Source organism: Rhodobacter aestuarii (genome assembly GCF_900156655.1).
GTDB classification, from domain to species: Bacteria; Pseudomonadota; Alphaproteobacteria; order Rhodobacterales; family Rhodobacteraceae; genus Rhodobacter; species Rhodobacter aestuarii.
In genome coordinates this window covers 43,310-60,153 of the sequence record NZ_FTOG01000011.1, presented here as the reverse complement: position 1 = coordinate 60,153, position 16,844 = coordinate 43,310, and the positions used below count along the sequence as shown (strand labels likewise).

At 62.2% G+C, this 16,844-nt stretch carries 17 protein-coding genes; 11 read left to right on the top strand and 6 right to left on the bottom strand.

Annotated features, from left to right (window positions below):
* Positions 1 to 42 precede the first annotated feature (42 nt).
* Together BW967_RS15185 and BW967_RS15180 are read left to right on the top strand one after the other, a co-directional pair.
* Positions 43 to 867 (top strand): LOG family protein, encoded by an 825-nt coding sequence (locus BW967_RS15185; protein WP_076486018.1) that lies wholly within the window; start codon positions 43 to 45, stop codon positions 865 to 867.
* Entirely contained in the window at positions 854 to 2,434 is a 1,581-nt protein-coding gene (locus BW967_RS15180; RefSeq protein ID WP_076485943.1) for an ArnT family glycosyltransferase, read from the top strand. The genes BW967_RS15185 and BW967_RS15180 overlap by 14 nt, the downstream gene beginning before the upstream one ends.
* A 42-nt stretch (positions 2,435 to 2,476) precedes the next feature.
* Here BW967_RS15180 and rlmN read toward each other — a convergent pair whose 3' ends face one another.
* Both rlmN and BW967_RS15170 read right to left on the bottom strand, forming a co-directional pair.
* On the bottom strand, positions 2,477 to 3,658 hold the full coding sequence (rlmN, locus tag BW967_RS15175) for a dual-specificity RNA methyltransferase RlmN (protein WP_076485942.1): 1,182 nt from the start codon (positions 3,656 to 3,658) through the stop codon (positions 2,477 to 2,479).
* Positions 3,659 to 3,787: 129 nt separating this feature from the next.
* Complete coding sequence (locus tag BW967_RS15170; RefSeq protein ID WP_076485941.1) at positions 3,788 to 4,312, bottom strand: invasion associated locus B family protein; 525 nt, start codon at positions 4,310 to 4,312, stop codon at positions 3,788 to 3,790.
* A gap of 157 nt (positions 4,313 to 4,469) precedes the next feature.
* Between BW967_RS15170 and BW967_RS15165 the strand changes: the two genes are divergently transcribed.
* The gene (locus tag BW967_RS15165; RefSeq protein ID WP_076485940.1) at positions 4,470 to 5,459 is read left to right on the top strand and encodes an asparaginase; all 990 of its coding nucleotides are present in this window, start codon (positions 4,470 to 4,472) and stop codon (positions 5,457 to 5,459) included.
* On the opposite strand, the gene BW967_RS15160 is transcribed toward BW967_RS15165, so the two are convergent.
* Entirely contained in the window at positions 5,460 to 6,209 is a 750-nt protein-coding gene (locus BW967_RS15160) for a TSUP family transporter (RefSeq protein WP_076485939.1), read from the bottom strand.
* A gap of 102 nt (positions 6,210 to 6,311) precedes the next feature.
* Between BW967_RS15160 and BW967_RS15155 the strand changes: the two genes are divergently transcribed.
* The 4 genes from BW967_RS15155 (at position 6,312) to BW967_RS15140 (ending at position 10,709) form a co-directional block, all read left to right on the top strand.
* The gene (locus BW967_RS15155; protein ID WP_076485938.1) at positions 6,312 to 7,190 is read left to right on the top strand and encodes a CPBP family intramembrane glutamic endopeptidase; all 879 of its coding nucleotides are present in this window, start codon (positions 6,312 to 6,314) and stop codon (positions 7,188 to 7,190) included.
* A 76-nt stretch (positions 7,191 to 7,266) separates the two neighbouring features.
* Positions 7,267 to 8,235, top strand: a complete 969-nt coding sequence (gene accD, locus BW967_RS15150; RefSeq protein WP_076486017.1) for an acetyl-CoA carboxylase, carboxyltransferase subunit beta — start codon at positions 7,267 to 7,269, stop codon at positions 8,233 to 8,235.
* A 74-nt stretch (positions 8,236 to 8,309) separates the two neighbouring features.
* The gene (locus tag BW967_RS15145) at positions 8,310 to 9,584 is read left to right on the top strand and encodes a bifunctional folylpolyglutamate synthase/dihydrofolate synthase (protein WP_076485937.1); all 1,275 of its coding nucleotides are present in this window, start codon (positions 8,310 to 8,312) and stop codon (positions 9,582 to 9,584) included.
* A gap of 87 nt (positions 9,585 to 9,671) precedes the next feature.
* Positions 9,672 to 10,709, top strand: coding sequence for an LLM class flavin-dependent oxidoreductase (locus BW967_RS15140; RefSeq protein ID WP_076485936.1), 1,038 nt, complete (start codon positions 9,672 to 9,674; stop codon positions 10,707 to 10,709).
* Between the two features lie 21 nt (positions 10,710 to 10,730).
* Here the strand turns inward: BW967_RS15140 and zapE are convergent, their stop codons facing one another.
* A complete protein-coding gene (zapE, locus tag BW967_RS15135) occupies positions 10,731 to 11,813 on the bottom strand; it encodes a cell division protein ZapE (RefSeq protein WP_076485935.1) in 1,083 nt (360 codons plus the stop codon).
* Positions 11,814 to 11,971: 158 nt separating this feature from the next.
* Here zapE and BW967_RS15130 point away from each other — a divergent pair, with 158 nt between their 5' ends.
* From BW967_RS15130 to lpxK, 3 genes are read left to right on the top strand one after another with little or no spacing between them, the layout of a single operon-like run.
* Positions 11,972 to 12,229: a DUF4170 domain-containing protein gene (locus BW967_RS15130; RefSeq protein WP_076485934.1), complete on the top strand. Its 258-nt coding sequence runs from the start codon at positions 11,972 to 11,974 to the stop codon at positions 12,227 to 12,229.
* Positions 12,230 to 12,246: 17 nt separating this feature from the next.
* Positions 12,247 to 13,461, top strand: a complete 1,215-nt coding sequence (locus tag BW967_RS15125) for a 3-deoxy-D-manno-octulosonic acid transferase (RefSeq protein ID WP_076485933.1) — start codon at positions 12,247 to 12,249, stop codon at positions 13,459 to 13,461.
* A complete protein-coding gene (lpxK, locus tag BW967_RS15120) occupies positions 13,461 to 14,450 on the top strand; it encodes a tetraacyldisaccharide 4'-kinase (protein ID WP_076485932.1) in 990 nt (329 codons plus the stop codon). Before BW967_RS15125 ends, lpxK begins: the two co-directional genes overlap by 1 nt.
* A gap of 3 nt (positions 14,451 to 14,453) precedes the next feature.
* On the opposite strand, the gene BW967_RS15115 is transcribed toward lpxK, so the two are convergent.
* Positions 14,454 to 15,128, bottom strand: coding sequence for a DsbA family protein (locus BW967_RS15115; protein WP_076485931.1), 675 nt, complete (start codon positions 15,126 to 15,128; stop codon positions 14,454 to 14,456).
* Between the two features lie 13 nt (positions 15,129 to 15,141).
* On the bottom strand, positions 15,142 to 15,705 hold the full coding sequence (locus BW967_RS15110) for a DUF721 domain-containing protein (protein ID WP_076485930.1): 564 nt from the start codon (positions 15,703 to 15,705) through the stop codon (positions 15,142 to 15,144).
* A 93-nt stretch (positions 15,706 to 15,798) separates the two neighbouring features.
* Here BW967_RS15110 and mutY point away from each other — a divergent pair, with 93 nt between their 5' ends.
* Positions 15,799 to 16,839: an A/G-specific adenine glycosylase gene (gene mutY / locus BW967_RS15105; RefSeq protein ID WP_076485929.1), complete on the top strand. Its 1,041-nt coding sequence runs from the start codon at positions 15,799 to 15,801 to the stop codon at positions 16,837 to 16,839.
* Positions 16,840 to 16,844 lie beyond the last annotated feature (5 nt).

The following is a 16,844-nucleotide window of genomic DNA, read 5'->3' as shown; positions in this document are numbered from 1 at the left end:
CCCCTATAGTTGGGGAAATCCCTTCGTGCAATGAGCCCAATCATGAAAGACGACAGCCGGTCCCACCCGTTTCGCGACAGCATGATGGATGCGCGCGCGGCGAAAGACACCCCCGATACCCCACAAACCCGTGCGCCCGCCTATAAGCTTGCCTTCGCCGATGATGGCTTCATGATGCGCGAAGAGTTGCGGCCGGTGCGGTTGCAGCTGGAACTGCTTAAGCCCGAACTCATCATGGATGAGCGCGGGGTGGAAAGCACGGTCGTGATGTTTGGCGGGGCGCGCATCCCGGACCCCGCGCAGAAAGACAGTGCCAAAACGCCCGCCTTGGCGGAACTCAGCCGCTACTATGACGAGGCGCTAAAATTCGCCCGCCGGATGACCGAAATTTCGATGGCACAATATGGCCGCGAATATGTCATTTGCACCGGCGGTGGCCCGGGCGTGATGGAGGCGGGCAACCGTGGGGCGCATGAGGCGGGCGGGCAGTCCATTGGGCTCAACATCGTGCTGCCGCATGAACAGGCCCCCAACCCCTATGTCACGCCGGATTTGTGCTTCAACTTCCACTATTTCGCCATTCGTAAGATGCATTTCCTGATGCGGGCCAAGGCGGTTTGCGTCTTTCCGGGTGGCTTTGGCACGCTTGATGAAATGTTTGAGACGCTGACTCTGATCCAGACCCATCGGATGAAGCGGATCCCGCTCATTCTGTTTGGCGTCGATTTTTGGAAGAATGTCGTCAACTGGGATATGCTGGCCGAGGCTGGCACCATTGCGCGCGAGGATCTTGAGTTGATGAACTTTGTCGAAACCGCTGAGGAAGCGGTGCAAATCATCGAAAGCTGGCAAAATGGCGCCGCCTGAAGGGCGCGCCCGCAGCGGCTTTGCTGTTGCGATGATTTTGGCCTTTGCGGTGGTTGCGGTGATTGGCGTTGCCCTACGCCCGCTCCTGCCGATTGATGAAACCCGCTACATCGACGTTGCCCGCGAGATGCGGCTGGAGGGAAGCTGGTTTCTGCCGATCAAGAACTTCGAGCTTTATACCGACAAGCCGCCGCTTCTCTTTTGGCTGATCAACCTTGTCTGGACGCTTGTGGGCGAGGTGAGCGGCTTTGCGGGCCGCTTGGTGGGGCCGTTCTTTGCCGTGGTGACGCTTTTGGGCACGTGGGCGCTCGGGCGGCGGCTTTGGGATAATGCCACCGGGGCTTTGGCGGCCATTGTGCTTTCCGGGCTCAGCGTCTTTGCCGCTTATGGCGGCGCGACGATGTTTGACACGCTGCTTTCCACAGCGACTTTAGCGGGGCTTTGGGCGCTGATTTCCGCTTTGCGCGCGCCGGGGGGAAATCGCCTCGCTTGGGGCGGCTTTGGCTTCGCGCTGGCCTTTGGGGTTTTGGCGAAAGGGCCGGTGATCTTGTTCCACCTTGCGCCGGCGCTTTTGGCGGTTCCGCTTTGGGCCGACCCCAGCACACGACCTTCCGGCCGTGAGATCGCAAAAGGTGCGGGGCTCGCGCTGGCTGTGGCGCTTGCGGTGGTGGCGCTTTGGGTTTTGCCCGCCGCGATCACTGGCGGGGCCGAATACCGCCGGATGATTTTGTGGGAGCAAACGGCAGGCCGCACGGTGCAAAGCTTCGCCCATGCGCGGCCGATGTGGTGGTTGCTCGCTACGCTTCCGCTTGCGCTTTTCCCGTGGATTTGGTCGCCAAGCTTCTGGCGCGGGGCGGCGAAATTGCGCTTCTCGGATCGTGCGCTGCGGTTGATGGTTGTGCAGGCAGGGGCGGGGTTGTTTCTGTTCTCGCTCATTTCCGGCAAGCAGGTGCATTACCTTGTGCCGGAACTGCCCGCATTCGCGCTGATCGTCGCGCGCGCTTTTCTGACCTCGGGCAGTGCCGAGGCGCGGGGGCGTTTGTCCCACCTGCCAGTCGGCGCTTTGCTGGTTTTGGCCGGGATCGCGCCGCTCGCCTTGGCTTTGGGGGCGGGCGATGCGCAGACAGTGGCTTTGATGCAGCCGCTTTGGGGGCCGATCGCTTTTGCGCTGTTTTGCGGTTTGCTCGCTGCCTTGGTCTGGCTGTTGCCGCGGGTGATCGGGCTCAGCCTTGCGGGTTTGGGGCTGGTCTTGGGCTTCGTGGGGTTGATTGCCAGCACCGGCCTTGGCCCCGCTTATGACAGCACGCCAATTGCTCAGAGAATGGCCGGGCATCAGGCGCAGGGGCTCGCCACCGTTGCAGGGCGCTACAATTCTGAATTCGGTTTTGAAGGGCGCCTGACCGAAAAGGTCGATGTTCTTACCGCAGAGGATGCGCCCGCGTGGCTCGCCGCGCATCCGGGCGGGTTACTGGTTGCCGAATGCCGTGATGTGCCCACGCTTGAAAAAGAGGCCGCCGAGGTGCGCTTTTTCTACGGGCATGATTGGTGCCTGTGGCAAGGCGAATAACGCGCGCAGCCCGGGCGCATCGCCCGGGCGAGAAAGCGGCGTTTACTGGCCCGCTTCCGCCGCGATTTCTGCCTTAGATTTCCGCGCGCGTTCGGTGGCAGATTTCAGCTGCCCGCAAGCAGCCATGATATCTTCGCCGCGCGGGGTGCGAATGGGCGCGGCATAGCCCGCCTTATAAACGATATCGGCAAAAGCCTCGATCCGCTCCCAATCGCTGCGCTGATAGGGCGAGCCGGGCCATTCGTTAAACGGGATCAAGTTGATCTTCGCGGGAATGCCCCGGATCAGCTTGATCAGCCGCCGCGCATCGTCGTCGCTATCGTTCACGCCTTTGAGCATCACATACTCAAAGGTGATCCGCTCAGAATTGGACAGGCGCGGGTAATCGCGCAGCGTGTCCAACAGCGTGGCGATGTTCCATTTCTTGTTCACCGGCACCAGCTTGTCGCGCACCTCATCGGTGGTGGCATGGAAGGAAATCGCCAGAAGGCAGCCAATTTCTTCGGCGGTGCGGGCAATCTCGGGGACGATGCCAGAGGTTGAGAGCGTGATCCGGCGGCGGCTAAGCGTCAGCCCCTCGCCATCCATCACCACTTTCATCGCGTTGCGCACGTTTTCAAAGTTGTAAAGCGGCTCGCCCATGCCCATCAGCACGACGTTGGAAATGAGCCGCGTCTCATCCTTCGGTGCGCCCGGTTTCGGCCATTCGCCCAAATCGTCACGCGCCACCATCACTTGGCCGACAATCTCGCCCGCGGTCAGGTTGCGCACCAGTTTTTGCGTGCCCGTATGGCAGAAAGAACAGGTCAGCGTGCAGCCCACTTGGGAAGAAATGCACAAAGTGCCCCGGTTTTCTTCGGGGATGTAAACCGCCTCAACCTCATGCCCGCCCGCGATGCGCAAAAGGTATTTGCGCGTGCCATCCATCGAGACTTGGCAAGTCACGACCTCGGGCAGGGCAATTTCAAAATTGGCGTCCAGAAGCGCGCGATAGTCTTTGGCGAGGTTGGTCATCTCGCTGAAATCACGCACGCCCCAATGGTAGATCCATTGCCAAACTTGGCCGACGCGCATTTTCGCCTGTTTCTCGGGCGTGCCTGCCGCGATCAGCGCTGCGCGCAATTCCTCACGTGTGAGCCCGACAAGGTTCAGCTTACCGCCCTCGGGCAGCTTGCGCGGCACGGTCAACACGTCTTGCGTGATGGGGGAAGTGGGCTCGGTCATGGCGCGTCCTGCGTTAAAGAAGCCGTGCATATAGGGGATTCGCGCCCCGATAGGTAGCAAAAATAGATCACCAAGATGTGCAAAAGCCCCGGTCTGGCCGGGGCTGCTGCCTCAAGGGGGCGCTTACGCTTATTTGCAGCGTTTGGCGGCTTCGTCCATCGCGGCGGTGAAGCCCATCAGCGAGAAGGTGTCTTCCGTCTGAGTGCCGCGGCTCGACCGGCCCGTCAGCGTCACATCGGCGCCCGCTTTCATCGCGGCGATGATCTTGGCATCATCTTCGGGGCTGCCCGCCCACGCACCTTCGCCATTGGTGAAAAGGTTGAACGCTTGGCCTGTGCTCACCTTCAATTCGACCGTGGAGCCGGGCGCAAAGGGATAGCCGCCCATAAACATCACCTCGGGCGCTTTGCTCGGCCGGTGAGTTACAAACAGCAAAATTTCAGACCGGCGCACCTGCACGGGCTTGCCGCCCTTGGTGTTGACCGTCTTTTTCGGCGGCACCACGCCCCAGCACTCTTTCGGGCTGTCTTCAACGAAAACGCTCCAGTCGGTTTCCGCCGCCACCCGGTTCGAGCTTTCTTGCGCGCTTGCCATCGGGGAAAATGCCAGCGACGCGGCAAGAACTGCTGCGACGCTCGAAATGATCGTCTTCATGGAACAGCCTCCAGCTGTCTGATGCCTCTGTCCGCCCTCGGGCTTTAGCCCTTGTTCACTCTGGCGGTTGCTATTTCAACTCGATAGTCGAGAGATAACGCAAAAGTGCCGGTTGGGGAAAGCCCCCCCGGCGGGATTTCGCGCATCGGAGGGCGAAATGGCACCACAATCCTTGATCGAGCTCTGGCGGGGCGGCCTGTGTGAAAGCATCCATGCCGGGCATGCAGTGGTTTATGGCCCGCAAGGGGCGGAAATGGTCTGGGGCCAAGCCGATGCGGTGATCTTTCCGCGCTCGTCGTGCAAAATGATCCAAGCGCTGCCTTTGGTGGAAAGCGGCGCGGCTGATGCGGCGGGGTTGGCGGAGCGGCATTTGGCGCTTGCCTGTGCCAGCCACTCCGGCGCGGCGCTGCACACCAAGGCCGTGGCGGCGTGGCTCTCCGATCTGGGCTTGGCGGATGAGGATTTGCGCTGCGGCGCACATGTGCCGCGCGACCCGGAGGCCCGGTGCCATTTCACCTGCACAGAAGACAAGCCATGCCAAATTCACAACAATTGCTCGGGTAAGCATAGCGGGTTTCTGACGCTCAACCGCCATTTGAAGGGCGGTTCAGAATATGTGGAGATCGACCATCCCGTGCAACGCGCCGTCCGCGCCGCCTTTGAAGAGGTGACGGGGGAGATTGTCGCGGGTTGGGGTGTTGATGGCTGCTCGGCCCCGAACTTTGCCTGCACGGTCGAGGCATTGGCCCGTGCGATGCAATTCTTTGCTGCCGCCAAGCCAGAGGGTAGCCTACGCGAAAACGCAGCGGTGCGGTTGCGCCGGGCGATGGTCGCTTTCCCAGAACTGGTTGCCGGGGAAGAACGCGCTTGCACCAAGCTGATGCGGGCAATGGGCGGCAAGGTGGCAGTGAAAGTGGGGGCGGAGGGCGTCTTCGTGGCCATTTTGCCCGAACAAAAGCGTGGCGTGGCGCTGAAAATTGCCGATGGCACCACCCGCGCGTCAGAGGCGGCAATTACCGCGATTTTGGTCTATCTCGGGGCGCTCGACCCGGCCCATCCGGTGGTGGAAGAGCTTTTGCCTAAAGTGCAGCGCAATTGGCGTGGCCTTGAAACGGGTGGGATGCGCCGCGCAGAGGGTTTTTGCTGATCACCAGATCAGCTTGAGCGCCAGCACGGTTGAGGTGACAACCAATAGCGGTTTGATCAGTTTCGCGCCCTTGCGCATGGCAAGGCGCGCCCCAAGGCTGGCCCCCGCAATTTGCGCCACGCCCATTGCAAGCCCCATCACCCACCAAGGCGCGCCTGTGGCGGCAAAGGCCACCAGCCCGCCAAGGTTGGAGGCGAAATTGAGCAGTTTGGTGTGCGCGGTGGCTTTCAGTACGCCATAGCCCGCCAGCATCACAAAACCGATCATGTAAAACGCACCCGCGCCGGGGCCGATCAACCCGTCATAAAACCCCACAAAAGGCACAACAAAGGCCACGAAGGCGGCAGGGGTGATGCGTTGGGCGCGGTCTGTGTCGTCCAGCCCTTTGCGCAAGGCGAAAAAGGCGGCAATCGCGATCAAAATGAAGGGCAGAATGGCGCGCACGGCCTCGGTCGGCAGGGCCGAGACCATGAAAGCCCCCCCAAGCCCCGCCAAAAAGGCAAGCGAGGCGGCACCGAGTTGTTTGCGCAGGTTTACCTGCCCCTTGGCAGCATAGGTCAGCGCGGCGGTGGCGGCACCAAAAGCCCCTTGCACCTTGTTGGTGGACAGCGCCTGCAAAGGCGTGGCCCCCGCCAAAAGCAAGATCGGCAATGTGATCAAGCCCCCCCCGCCAGCGATCGAATCCACGAAGCCCGCGGCAAAAGCGGCAGCGATCAGCATCGCGGCAAGGTCAAGCGAGACTTCGAACATGCGCCCTCCGGCAGAAAGCGCTTACATCCGCCGCAGCCAAGACAAAGTAAAGCGGCTTGTGGGGGGCAGGGGGCGCGGCTAGGGTCACGCCAAGGAGCCGCCATGACTTACCCGCTTTTGGATCGCTATGTTGCCTCGGCCAAACCCTCCGCTGAGGCTTGGCGCGTTCTGGTTGGCCTTGGGCTGATTGGCGGGTTTTACTTTGGCGCGCTTTTGGGGGGCATGAGCGCCGTCGGCGCGCTTTTCGGCCCGCAAACCATGTCTTGGGTGATCCGCAACATGAATGCGGCCAACACGCCCGTTGGGCTGGTGATGTTATTGTTCAGTTTCGCCCCCTTATTGCTCGGGACGATGCTGATCACCCGGCTCTTGCACAATCGCCCCGTCTTGAGCCTGTTTGGTGTGGGCGCGGGGCGCGATTTTGCCTTGGTCTTTCCCGCGCTGGTGCTGGCAGCGCTCTTGATCGCGCCGCTCTCCGGGCTTGATCCGCATTTGGCGAAATCCACCTCCTTGAGCGTTATGCTGGCTTGGTTGCCGCTGTCCTTGCCGCTTCTATTCGTTCAGATCGCTTCGGAAGAGCTGCTTTTTAGAGGCTATGTGCTGCAACAGATCGCCGCACGCACCCGCTGGCGCGTGCTGTGGATGGGCATTCCTGCGGCGCTTTTTGGCGCGCTCCATTACGCGCCAGACATGAACGGGCCCGTCGCGATTTACGTCGCCCTTTGGGCAACAGCCTTTGGCGTATTGGCGGCGGATCTGACCGCAAGGGCCGGAAACCTAGGCCCTGCGCTGGCCTTTCACCTTGCAAATAACATCTCTGCAGTGCTGCTGGTGGGGATTTACGGGCAGCTTGATGGGCTTTCGCTTTACACGCTGGTGATCAACACCCGCGACCCGGCGGAGATGGCCCCCTATCTGGCGATGGACAGCCTGTCGATGCTGGTGTTCTGGCTTCTGGCGCGGCTGATGCTGCGCCGCTGATTGCATTTGCGCGCGCGCGGGCTTATCTGGGCGGGAACTAAGCTGAGCGCTGGCGCAGCAACCAAGGGGCATGCCGATGAACTGGATCTCGAACTACGTCCGACCGAAGATCAACTCGCTGTTTACGCGGCGCGACATGCCCGAGAACCTTTGGACGAAATGCCCCGAATGCGGCACGATGCTGTTCCACCGGGAAGTGGCTGACAATCTCAATGTCTGCACCAACTGCGATCACCACATGGCGATCACCCCGCGGGAGCGGTTTGAAGCGCTGTTTGACCTTGGCATTTTTACCGAAGTGAAAGTGCCCGAGCCGATCGCCGATCCGCTCAGCTTCAAAGACCAAAAGAAATATCCTGACCGGATGCGCTCGGCGCAAAAAGCCACCGGCGAGAAAGACGCGATGCTGGTGGTTGAGGGCGAGATTGGCCGCACGCCGATTGTGGCGGTGGGGCAAGATTTCTCCTTCATGGGCGGCTCCATGGGGATGTATGTCGGCAATGCGATCTTGGCCGCGGCGCTGCGCGCGGTGGAACGCAAATGCCCGATGGTGCTGTTCTCGGCGGCTGGCGGCGCGCGGATGCAAGAGGGTATTTTGAGCCTGATGCAGATGCCACGTTCGACCGTTGCGGTGCAAATGCTCAAAGATGCGGGGCTGCCCTACATCGTTGTGCTGACCCATCCCACCACGGGCGGCGTGACGGCCTCTTACGCGATGCTGGGCGATGTGCAAATTGCCGAACCGAATGCGCTCATTTGCTTTGCCGGGCCGCGCGTGATCGAGCAAACGATCCGTGAAAAACTGCCCGAAGGGTTCCAGCGGGCCGAATATCTGCTGGATCACGGCATGCTGGACCGGGTGACGCATCGCAAGAAGATGCGCGAAGAGCTGATTGTGCTGCTGCGCTTGATGATGAGCCAGCCGCCGGCCATTTGGGGCGAACTGCCGCCGCCGGGCCAAATCTCGGTGCCGGAAACCCCGCATGACGAGGTCGCGGAGCCCGCGCCGGAAACCGCGCCTGAGGCGCCGCAAAAGACCGAGTAGGTCTTTTCTGCGATCCCTAAATATCATCAAATCCGGGGCCAAGGGCTCCGGATTTTGCACAACAGGGGGCCTTCATGCCGCAACCGTCCGATGAAATCCTTGCGCGGCTGATGGGGCTGCATCCGAAGATTATTGATCTGACGCTGGACCGGGTGCATCGGTTGCTTGCCGCGCTGGGCAACCCGGAGCGCGATCTGCCCCCCGTTATTCATTTGGCGGGCACCAATGGCAAAGGCTCGACCCAAGCGATGATCCGCGCGGGGCTGGAGGCTTCGGGCAAGCGCGTCCATGCCTATACCTCGCCGCATCTGGCGCGGTTTCATGAGCGGATTCGGCTCGCCGGGGACCTGATTGCCGAGCCCGATCTGGCCGCGCTTTTGGATGAATGCGAAGCGGCCAATGGCGGCGCGCCGATCACGTTTTTTGAAATCACCACCGTTGCGGCCATTCTGGCTTTTGCCCGCACGCCTGCCGATTACACGCTCTTGGAAGTGGGGCTTGGCGGACGGCTCGACGCGACGAATGTGATTGATCAGCCCGCGCTGACGGTGCTGACGCCGATTTCCATCGACCATCAGCAATATCTGGGTGAGACACTGCCCGAGATTGCGGGCGAAAAAGCGGGCATCTTGAAGCGCGGCGTGCCCTGCGTGGTTGGCCCGCAGCAGCCGGACGGCACGGATGTGATCGAGGCGCGCGCCGCGCGTCTGGGTGTGAGCCTTTTCGCGCATGGCCAGCAATGGCATGCCTTCGAGGAACGCGACCGGCTGATCTATCAAGATGAAAACGGGCTTTTGGATCTGCCATTGCCGAACCTGCCTGGCCCGCACCAAATCGAAAATGCGGGCGCGGCCATCGCGGCCTTGCGCTGCCTTGGCTATGGCGAAGCGGCCTGTGAGGCGGCGGTGGGCCAAGCGCAATGGCCCGCGCGGATGCAACGGCTGCGCCAAGGCCCGCTGGTCGAAGCCGCACCGGGGGTGGAGCTTTGGCTTGATGGCGGGCACAACCCGGCAGGGGGGCAGGCGGTGGCCAGCACGCTGGCGCGCATGGCCAAGCGTCCAACGCATTTGATCTGTGGGATGCTCAATACCAAAGATATTGGCGGCTATCTGCGCCCACTGGCGGGCGCGGCGCAAAGCTTGAGCGCCGTGTCTATCCCCGGTGAGCCAAACACGTTGCCCGCCGCTGAAACGGCTGAGGCCGCACGCAAAGCAGGTTTTGTGCAGGTGGATGAAGCGGAAAGCGTGGCGGCGGCTTTGGCGGCAATCACCGCGCAAGACCCGCAGGCGCGCGTGCTTATCTGCGGCTCGCTTTACCTTGCGGGCCAAGTTTTGCGCGAGAACGGCTGAGCATTCACGCACCAATCCTGTGCGATGATCTGCCTAGGCGCACAGCCGGGGCGCGTCTATCTTTTCCCGAAAGGAAAGGAGCCCGCCATGACGCTTGAATTCGGCCTTGATACTTTTGGCGACATCACCGCCACCCAATCCGGCCCGCAAAGCGCGGCGCAGGTGATCCGCGATACGTTGGCGGAGGCCGTCTTGGCCGATGAGGTCGGGCTGAATTACTTTGGCCTTGGCGAACATCACCGCCCCGATTACGCGATTTCCTCAATGGAGCCGCTGATCGCAACGATCTTGGCGAAAACGAAAACGATCCACGCCGGCACCTCGGTCACGGTGCTGTCGTCGGATGACCCGATCCGGCTTTATCAGCGCTTTGCCACACTGGATGCGCTGGCACCTGGGCGCGCCGAAATCACCATCGGGCGTGGCTCGTTCACCGAAAGCTTCCCGCTTTTTGGCTATGAGTTGCAAGATTACGAGACGCTGTTTTCGGAAAAAGCGCAGTTGTTGCATGAGCTTCTGAGCCGCGAAAAGATCAGCTTTAGGGGGCACCACCGCACGTCTTTGCAAAATGTCACCGTCTATCCGCGCCCTGAACGCCCGCTGTCGGTCTGGCGCGGGGTGGGGGGGAGCCCCGATTCCGTGTTAGAGGCTGCGGCGATGAATATGCCCTTGGTGATGGCGATCATTGGCGGCAACCCGGCGCGCTTTGCCTCGTTGGCCGATCTTTACCGCAAGGCCCGCGCGCAAATGGGCGGGGCGGAGCTGCCGCTGTCTGTGCATTCGCCGGGCCATATCGCCAAAACGGATGAAGAGGCGAAAGAGCGGTTCTTTCCGGCTTACGCCAAGATGCACGACCTCATCGGGCGTTCGCGCGGCTGGCCGCAATTCACCCGCGCGGCCTTTGAACATGAGATCGCCAATGGCTCGCTTTATGTGGGCAGCCCCGAAACCGTGGCGCAAAAGATCGCGCGGACGATGGGGGTGTTGGGGCTGCAACGCTTCACGCTGAAATATTCGGCCGGGCCGCAAGATCCCGCGCATCTGCGTGAAACGGTCGAGCTTTACGGCACCAAGGTCGCGCCGCGTGTGCGCGAACTGCTCGCCGCCGCTCCGGCGAATGCCTGAAACACCTGCGCCAACGGGGCTTTAGGCCCGGTTGGCGCCCCAATCTGCCGATTGCATTTCCCGCAGCCGCGAGGCGGTGCGCTCAAACTCAAAACTGCCCGTGCCTTCGTTATAAAGCCGCTCGGGCACCTCTGCCGCGGAACAGATCAGCCGCACCTTGGCTTCATAAAGCGTGTCTATCAGCGTCACGAAGCGCTTCGCCTCGTTGAAGTTGGAGGCAGAAAGCTGCGGAATGTCGTCGATCATCAAGACCTTTACCGCAGCGGCAATGGCCAGATAATCGCCGGGGCCAAGCATTGCGCCGCACAACTCCCAAAAGCTCGCACGGCCCACCCCATTGTGGAAATGCGGCACCACGACCTTGCGGCCTTTTACCTCCAGCTCCAGCTTGGTGGCGGCGTCATGGCCGGTCAGCTCATCCCAAAGCGCATCCATTGCCGCATGGGCGGATTTCGAGGCGGGCGAGAAATAGACTTGCGCGCCGGTCAGACGATGCTGGCGGTAGTCGGTTTCGGACGCAATCTCGACCACATCCAATTGCGCGCGCAAAATCGCGATGAACGGCACGAACAACTGCCGATTGAGCCCGTTCTTATACAGGTCTTCGGGTGGGCGGTTTGAGGTGGTGACGATCGTAACACCACGCTTGAACAGCTCTTCAAAAAGCCGCCCCACGATCATTGCATCAGCAATGTCGGTGATTTGCATCTCGTCAAAGCACAAAAGCCGGACCGAGGCGGCAATTTCCTTGGCCGCAGGCAGAAGCGCATCTTCTTCTTTGGCGCGTCGTGCGGCCTCGATCTTGGCCTGCACCTCTTGCATGAACGCATGGAAATGGACGCGCCGCTTGGGCACGGACACCGCCTCATGGAAAAGGTCCATCAGCATCGACTTGCCGCGCCCAACGCCGCCCCAAAGGTAGAGCCCGCGCACCGCCTCTGGCGGTTTGGCAAACAGGCCAAACAGGCCCGGTTTCTTCACCGGGGTTTCAAGCGCTTCAATGATGTCATCAAAGCGGGGCAGCAGCGCGCGCTGGGCGGCATCTGCTTTCAGCAGACCGGTGGCGACGCGGGCATCGTAAATCTGAAGAAGGCTCTTACGCATGGCGGTTCCTTAGACCGTGGCGTGCAGATTGAAAAGCGGCTCCGCCATTTGCGGTAAAGCTGGCACGCGCTCTGCATCGGCACAGGATGACGCATCCAAGCTTGAGCGCGGGTGGCGCATCGCATAGTCTCGCGACACCCAATTTCACAGGAAAGCCCATGAGCAAGACCAATCCCCAACGCCTGCATCTTGTTTTCGGCGGTGAGCTTGTCTCGCCCGAGCGCACCGAATTTAAGGATGTCTCCAAAATTCACATTGTCGGCATCTACCCCAATTACGCGACCGCCTATGCGGCTTGGAAGGGCGAGGCGCAGCGCACTGTGGATGATGCCCATGCGCGCTATTTCATCGCCCACCTGCATCGCCTGCGCGATGAAGAAACCCCCGCCTCGCTGACCGAAGAATTGGGGAGCTAAGCGCCCAAAGGCCCGCGATGCTGCAATCGGCTTCCAAATGGTTTCGCCGGGCCTCGGCGCCTGCGGCGGGGGAGGAGCACCCTCCCGCGCCCAAAGCGCCGCTGATTTGTTTGCGCATCGGGGGCGAAGACGCCGCTGCGCTGGCGCCCGGTGCGGCGCTGGTCATTGCACGGCTAGCGCGGCAACGGCCCGATTTACGGCTCCTCGTCGCGCTTCCTGAAGAGGTCGAGCTTGCGCTGCCCGAAACGGTCGAACGGCGCAACCTCCAAGAAGAAGGATCGCCCAAAGCACTTTTGCGCCAAGTCGCGCCCGATTTGGTGGTGCTTTTCGGCAATGACTTGCCCGGCGCGCTGATCAAAGCGGCAGACCGGGCCGATGTGCCAGTGATGATGGTGGATGTGCAAGCCGCCCCCAATGCGGCGCGCAAACAGCCGTTTTCGGGCTTTGGCAAGCCGCCGCTTTTGCGGCGCATGGCGCGGGTTTTGGTGCGCGATCAAGCCTCCGTCACGCCGCTTTTGCAGTTGGGTGTCGAGCCTTGCCGCTTGGAAGTGGGGGGCGTGCTAGGCCAACCCTCCGAGCCGCTGCGCTGTTCTGAGGCCGAGCGGGTATCGATGGCGGCGCTGACGCGGACCCGCCCTGTTTGGCTCGCCGCCGAGGTGCCCGCAGAGGAAATGGCGTCGATTTTGGCGGCACAGGAACGTGCGCAACACCATGCGCATCGGATGCTGCTCATTTTGGCGCCTGAAGATCCAGAATCTGCCTGTGCCTTGGTGGAAGACCTCACCGCGCGCGGGTTGGCTGTGGCCAGCCGCTCGGTTGAGGGGGAGCCCGAAGATGAGACAGAGGTGTTCTTGGCCGATGATCCGGGCGAATACGGGCTTTGGTATCGTATAGCGCCGGTGACCTATATGGGCGGTACACTTACCGGGGGCACGGCGCAGCCGCGTTCCCCCTTCGAGCCCGCGGCTTTGGGCTCTGCCGTGCTGCATGGGCCGAAAACTGGCGCCTATACCGCAGAATATGCCCGCTTGGGCGAGGCGCGCGCGGCCCGCGCGATCCATGATGCGATCTCGCTTGGCGAGGCGGTGGCGGATTTGATGTCGCCTGACCGCGCTGCCGTTTTGGCACATAACGCTTGGGCGGTCACATCCGGCGGCGCTGCGGCGGCAGAGGCGGTGGTGCGGGCGATCTTGGGGGAGTATGAGGGCGCAAAGCCGCGAAAGGAAACCTGATGCAGCCCCCCGCCCATTGGTTCACCGACCCTGCGCAGCCAGCGCCTCTGGCCCGGCTGCTGGCGCCCTTGGGCCGCGTTTACGGTGCGGCGACGGCGCGGCGGGTGGCGAAGCCGGGGTTGAAACTTCCGGTCCCGGTGATTTCGGTGGGCAATATCAACGCGGGTGGTACGGGCAAAACCCCCACCGTCATCGCGCTCGCGCAGCTTTTGATGGGGCGCGATATCACCGCCCATGTGGTGAGCCGGGGCCACGGCGGTAGCCTAGAGGGCCCGGTGCGGGTCGATGAAATGAACCACAGCGCCGATCAGGTGGGCGATGAGCCGCTTTTGCTGGCGGCCTTCACCCCCACTTGGGTGGCCAAAGATCGTGCGGCGGGTGCGAAAGCCGCTGTGGCGGCGGGCGCGCAGGTGATTTTGCTCGATGACGGGCATCAAAACCCGGCGCTGCAAAAGGATTTGTCGATTGTGGTGGTGGATGCGATGAAGGGCTTTGGCAATGGGCTGTGCCTGCCCGCTGGCCCCTTGCGCGAACCCGTCGCGGCGGGGCTGGCGCGGGCGGATCTGCTGCTTTCCATCGGGCCGGAGGCGGCACAGGCAGAATTTGCCGCACGCTGGGGCGACCAAATCACTGTGCCACACCTGACAGGCGCACTGGAACCGCTGCAAACGGGGATGGATTGGGAAGGCCTGCGGGTCTTGGCCTTTGCTGGCATTGGCCACCCAGAGAAGTTCTTTGCGACCCTGCGCGGGCTCGGGGCCGATCTGGTCCGGGCAGAGGCGCTTGACGATCATCAACCCTTCAATGCCCGCCTGCTCACCCGGCTGGAGACCGAGGCGCGGATGATGGGCGCGCAATTGGTGACGACCGAAAAAGATGCCGCGCGCCTGCCAATGGCCTTTCGGCCCAATGTGCTCGCTTTGCCGGTGCGGCTGATGCTCAGCACCGCCGCACCGCTTGAAAGCGCGCTGGAAAAGATCGGCCTTTAACCCTTAGCCCGCCAGTTCCGCATCGAGGATTTTTTTCAACGCGTCATAGCCCATATTGTTGTGCTTCTTGCCGTTGATCATCAGCGTCGGCGTGCCTTCGATGCCATCAGCGGTGAAATGGGTCTGGTAGGTCATCACCATGCGCTGCGCCATATCGTTGTCGTTCAGGCAGGTGTCGATCTGTTCTGTCGTCAGCCCGGCGCGCAGCCCGATTTTGCGCAGGTTCGCGCCCATCGTTTGCGGCGTGCCATCGCCAATCCAGTCATGCTGTTCGGCGAATAGAATGCTGGAAATGCCATAATATTTCAGATCGCCGCCGCAGCGCGCAACCTGCGCCGCCCAAAGGCCCGCCCCATCAAAATAGGCTTCGCGCAGGATGAAGCGCACCTTGCCGGTGTCGATGTAATCCTTCTTGAGCGGCTTGAAGACGGTCTCATGGAAATGCGCGCAATGCCCGCAGGTGTAGGAAGCATATTCGATCAGCGTGATCGGCGCATCGGGCGACCCCATCGCGATATCGGGCAAAAGCTCGGGGGCGGCACCATCCGCCGGGGCTTCATCGGCCAAGGCCGGGCTGGCCCAGATCCCATCTTGGGCGCCCGGGCGCAGCAGGGTCAGGCCAGCGGTGGCCAGAAGCGCGGTGCCGGAGAGGCCCAGAAGAAGAGAGCGACGGTTCATAGGTCAGCCTTTCTTAACGTGTCCCGCCATCGGGTTTGGCCGGGGCGGGTTTCATGTAGATATTGCGCCCCAATTGTTCGAGCGCATCGCGCAAGCCGGTGTCTTGCAGCCCTTCGGTGGCGTCATGCGCACGGGCTTTGACCTCGGGCGAGGGTTGGGGGCGGGGTGTTTTGGGGGCGGGGGCAAAGGCCACCTGTCCCTCGGCAAAGCCGGTGGCGGCGGTTTGCGTGATATGAATGCGCGAGATCGCATTATAGCCGTAGCAGGCATTGACCTTCGCGCGGATTTGTTCGCGCTGCATGTCGATCATCGGCGCCATCGGCCCTTCGACCAAAAGCGTCAGCGTGGCGCCAAAGCCTTCACGCCCGTAACCGATTTTTACAGGCCGTGCTGTGGCGGCAATTTCGGGTCCGACCACTTCGGTCCAATGGGTGATCAATCGTGCCACGGCAAAGCCGCGCGATTCGCCTGCCGCGCGAATGCGTTCTTTGACCAAGCCCGCAGCCGCCTCAAACCCACGCAGGCGGCGGCCTTTGCGGGGCGCTTCGGGGCGCTCGTTCGGGGGGGCGGTGGTCATCGTTCGCTTGCTCTCGCCTTCGCGGGGTCTGGTGCTATTTTAGGCGGCTTGTGGGGGTTTGCCATAACAACTCTGGTCGGGGGAGCATAAAGATTGCGTGACGGGGATGAAACAACGGCGGGGGCTGCGCTTTTGGCTTGGTATGACCGATCCGCGCGGGTGATGCCGTGGCGGGTGGGGCCTGAGGCGCGCGCGACCGAGCGGCCTGACCCGTATCACGTTTGGCTCTCGGAAGTGATGTTGCAGCAAACCACCGTGGCCGCGGTGCGCGATTATTTCCGCCGCTTCACCGAACGCTGGCCCACGGTGACAGATTTGGCCGCCGCAGAAGATGCGGATGTGATGGCCGAATGGGCAGGGCTTGGCTATTACGCCCGTGCGCGGAACCTCTTGAAATGCGCGCGTGTTGTGGCGGGCGCGCGCGGCGGGAAGTTCCCTGAGGCCGCGGCGGAATTGCAAAAGCTGCCCGGCATCGGCCCTTATACGGCGGCAGCGGTGGCGGCGATTGCCTTTGATGAGCCTGCGGTCGTGGTCGATGGCAATGTGGAGCGGGTGGTGGCGCGGCTTTGGGCGGTGCAAACACCGATGCCGATTGCAAAGCCAGAGTTGGTGGAAAAGGCGGGAAGGATCACCCCACAAGCCCGGCCCGGCGATCATGCGCAGGCGATGATGGATTTGGGGGCGACGATCTGCACCCCGCGCAACCCCGTTTGTGCGCTCTGCCCGGTAAACGCGTTTTGCGCCGCCAAAGCGCAGGGCATCGCGGCAGAACTGCCCCGCAAAGCGCCCAAGGCGGAAAAGCCGACCCGCTTTGGGCTGGCCTATGTGGCGGTCAACGCGGCGGGGGGCGTGCTGTTGGAACGCCGCCCGGAAAAGGGACTTTTGGGCGGGATGCTTGGCTTCCCGGGCACGGAGTGGGGGGCGGATACGCCCGAACCGCGCCCGCCCCTTGTCGCCGATTGGGTGGAACTGCCGCATGAGGTGCGCCACACCTTCACGCATTTTCATTTGCGGCTGAAGGTGATGCTGGCGCGCGCCGAGGGGGAGGGCTTTACCCCGCGCGAGGCGTTTGCGCCCGCCGATCTGCCGACGGTGATGCGCAAAGTCTGGGATGCTGCGCAGGCGGGGCTTTAGGCGGG

Coding starts and splice junctions, on each gene's coding strand:
- BW967_RS15185 (WP_076486018.1), top strand. CDS start 43: ATGAAAGACGACAGCCGGTCCCACCCGTTTCGCGACAGCATGATGGAT.
- BW967_RS15180 (WP_076485943.1), top strand. CDS start 854: ATGGCGCCGCCTGAAGGGCGCGCCCGCAGCGGCTTTGCTGTTGCGATG.
- rlmN (WP_076485942.1), bottom strand. CDS start 3,658: ATGACCGAGCCCACTTCCCCCATCACGCAAGACGTGTTGACCGTGCCG.
- BW967_RS15170 (WP_076485941.1), bottom strand. CDS start 4,312: ATGAAGACGATCATTTCGAGCGTCGCAGCAGTTCTTGCCGCGTCGCTG.
- BW967_RS15165 (WP_076485940.1), top strand. CDS start 4,470: ATGGCACCACAATCCTTGATCGAGCTCTGGCGGGGCGGCCTGTGTGAA.
- BW967_RS15160 (WP_076485939.1), bottom strand. CDS start 6,209: ATGTTCGAAGTCTCGCTTGACCTTGCCGCGATGCTGATCGCTGCCGCT.
- BW967_RS15155 (WP_076485938.1), top strand. CDS start 6,312: ATGACTTACCCGCTTTTGGATCGCTATGTTGCCTCGGCCAAACCCTCC.
- accD (WP_076486017.1), top strand. CDS start 7,267: ATGAACTGGATCTCGAACTACGTCCGACCGAAGATCAACTCGCTGTTT.
- BW967_RS15145 (WP_076485937.1), top strand. CDS start 8,310: ATGCCGCAACCGTCCGATGAAATCCTTGCGCGGCTGATGGGGCTGCAT.
- BW967_RS15140 (WP_076485936.1), top strand. CDS start 9,672: ATGACGCTTGAATTCGGCCTTGATACTTTTGGCGACATCACCGCCACC.
- zapE (WP_076485935.1), bottom strand. CDS start 11,813: ATGCGTAAGAGCCTTCTTCAGATTTACGATGCCCGCGTCGCCACCGGT.
- BW967_RS15130 (WP_076485934.1), top strand. CDS start 11,972: ATGAGCAAGACCAATCCCCAACGCCTGCATCTTGTTTTCGGCGGTGAG.
- BW967_RS15125 (WP_076485933.1), top strand. CDS start 12,247: ATGCTGCAATCGGCTTCCAAATGGTTTCGCCGGGCCTCGGCGCCTGCG.
- lpxK (WP_076485932.1), top strand. CDS start 13,461: ATGCAGCCCCCCGCCCATTGGTTCACCGACCCTGCGCAGCCAGCGCCT.
- BW967_RS15115 (WP_076485931.1), bottom strand. CDS start 15,128: ATGAACCGTCGCTCTCTTCTTCTGGGCCTCTCCGGCACCGCGCTTCTG.
- BW967_RS15110 (WP_076485930.1), bottom strand. CDS start 15,705: ATGACCACCGCCCCCCCGAACGAGCGCCCCGAAGCGCCCCGCAAAGGC.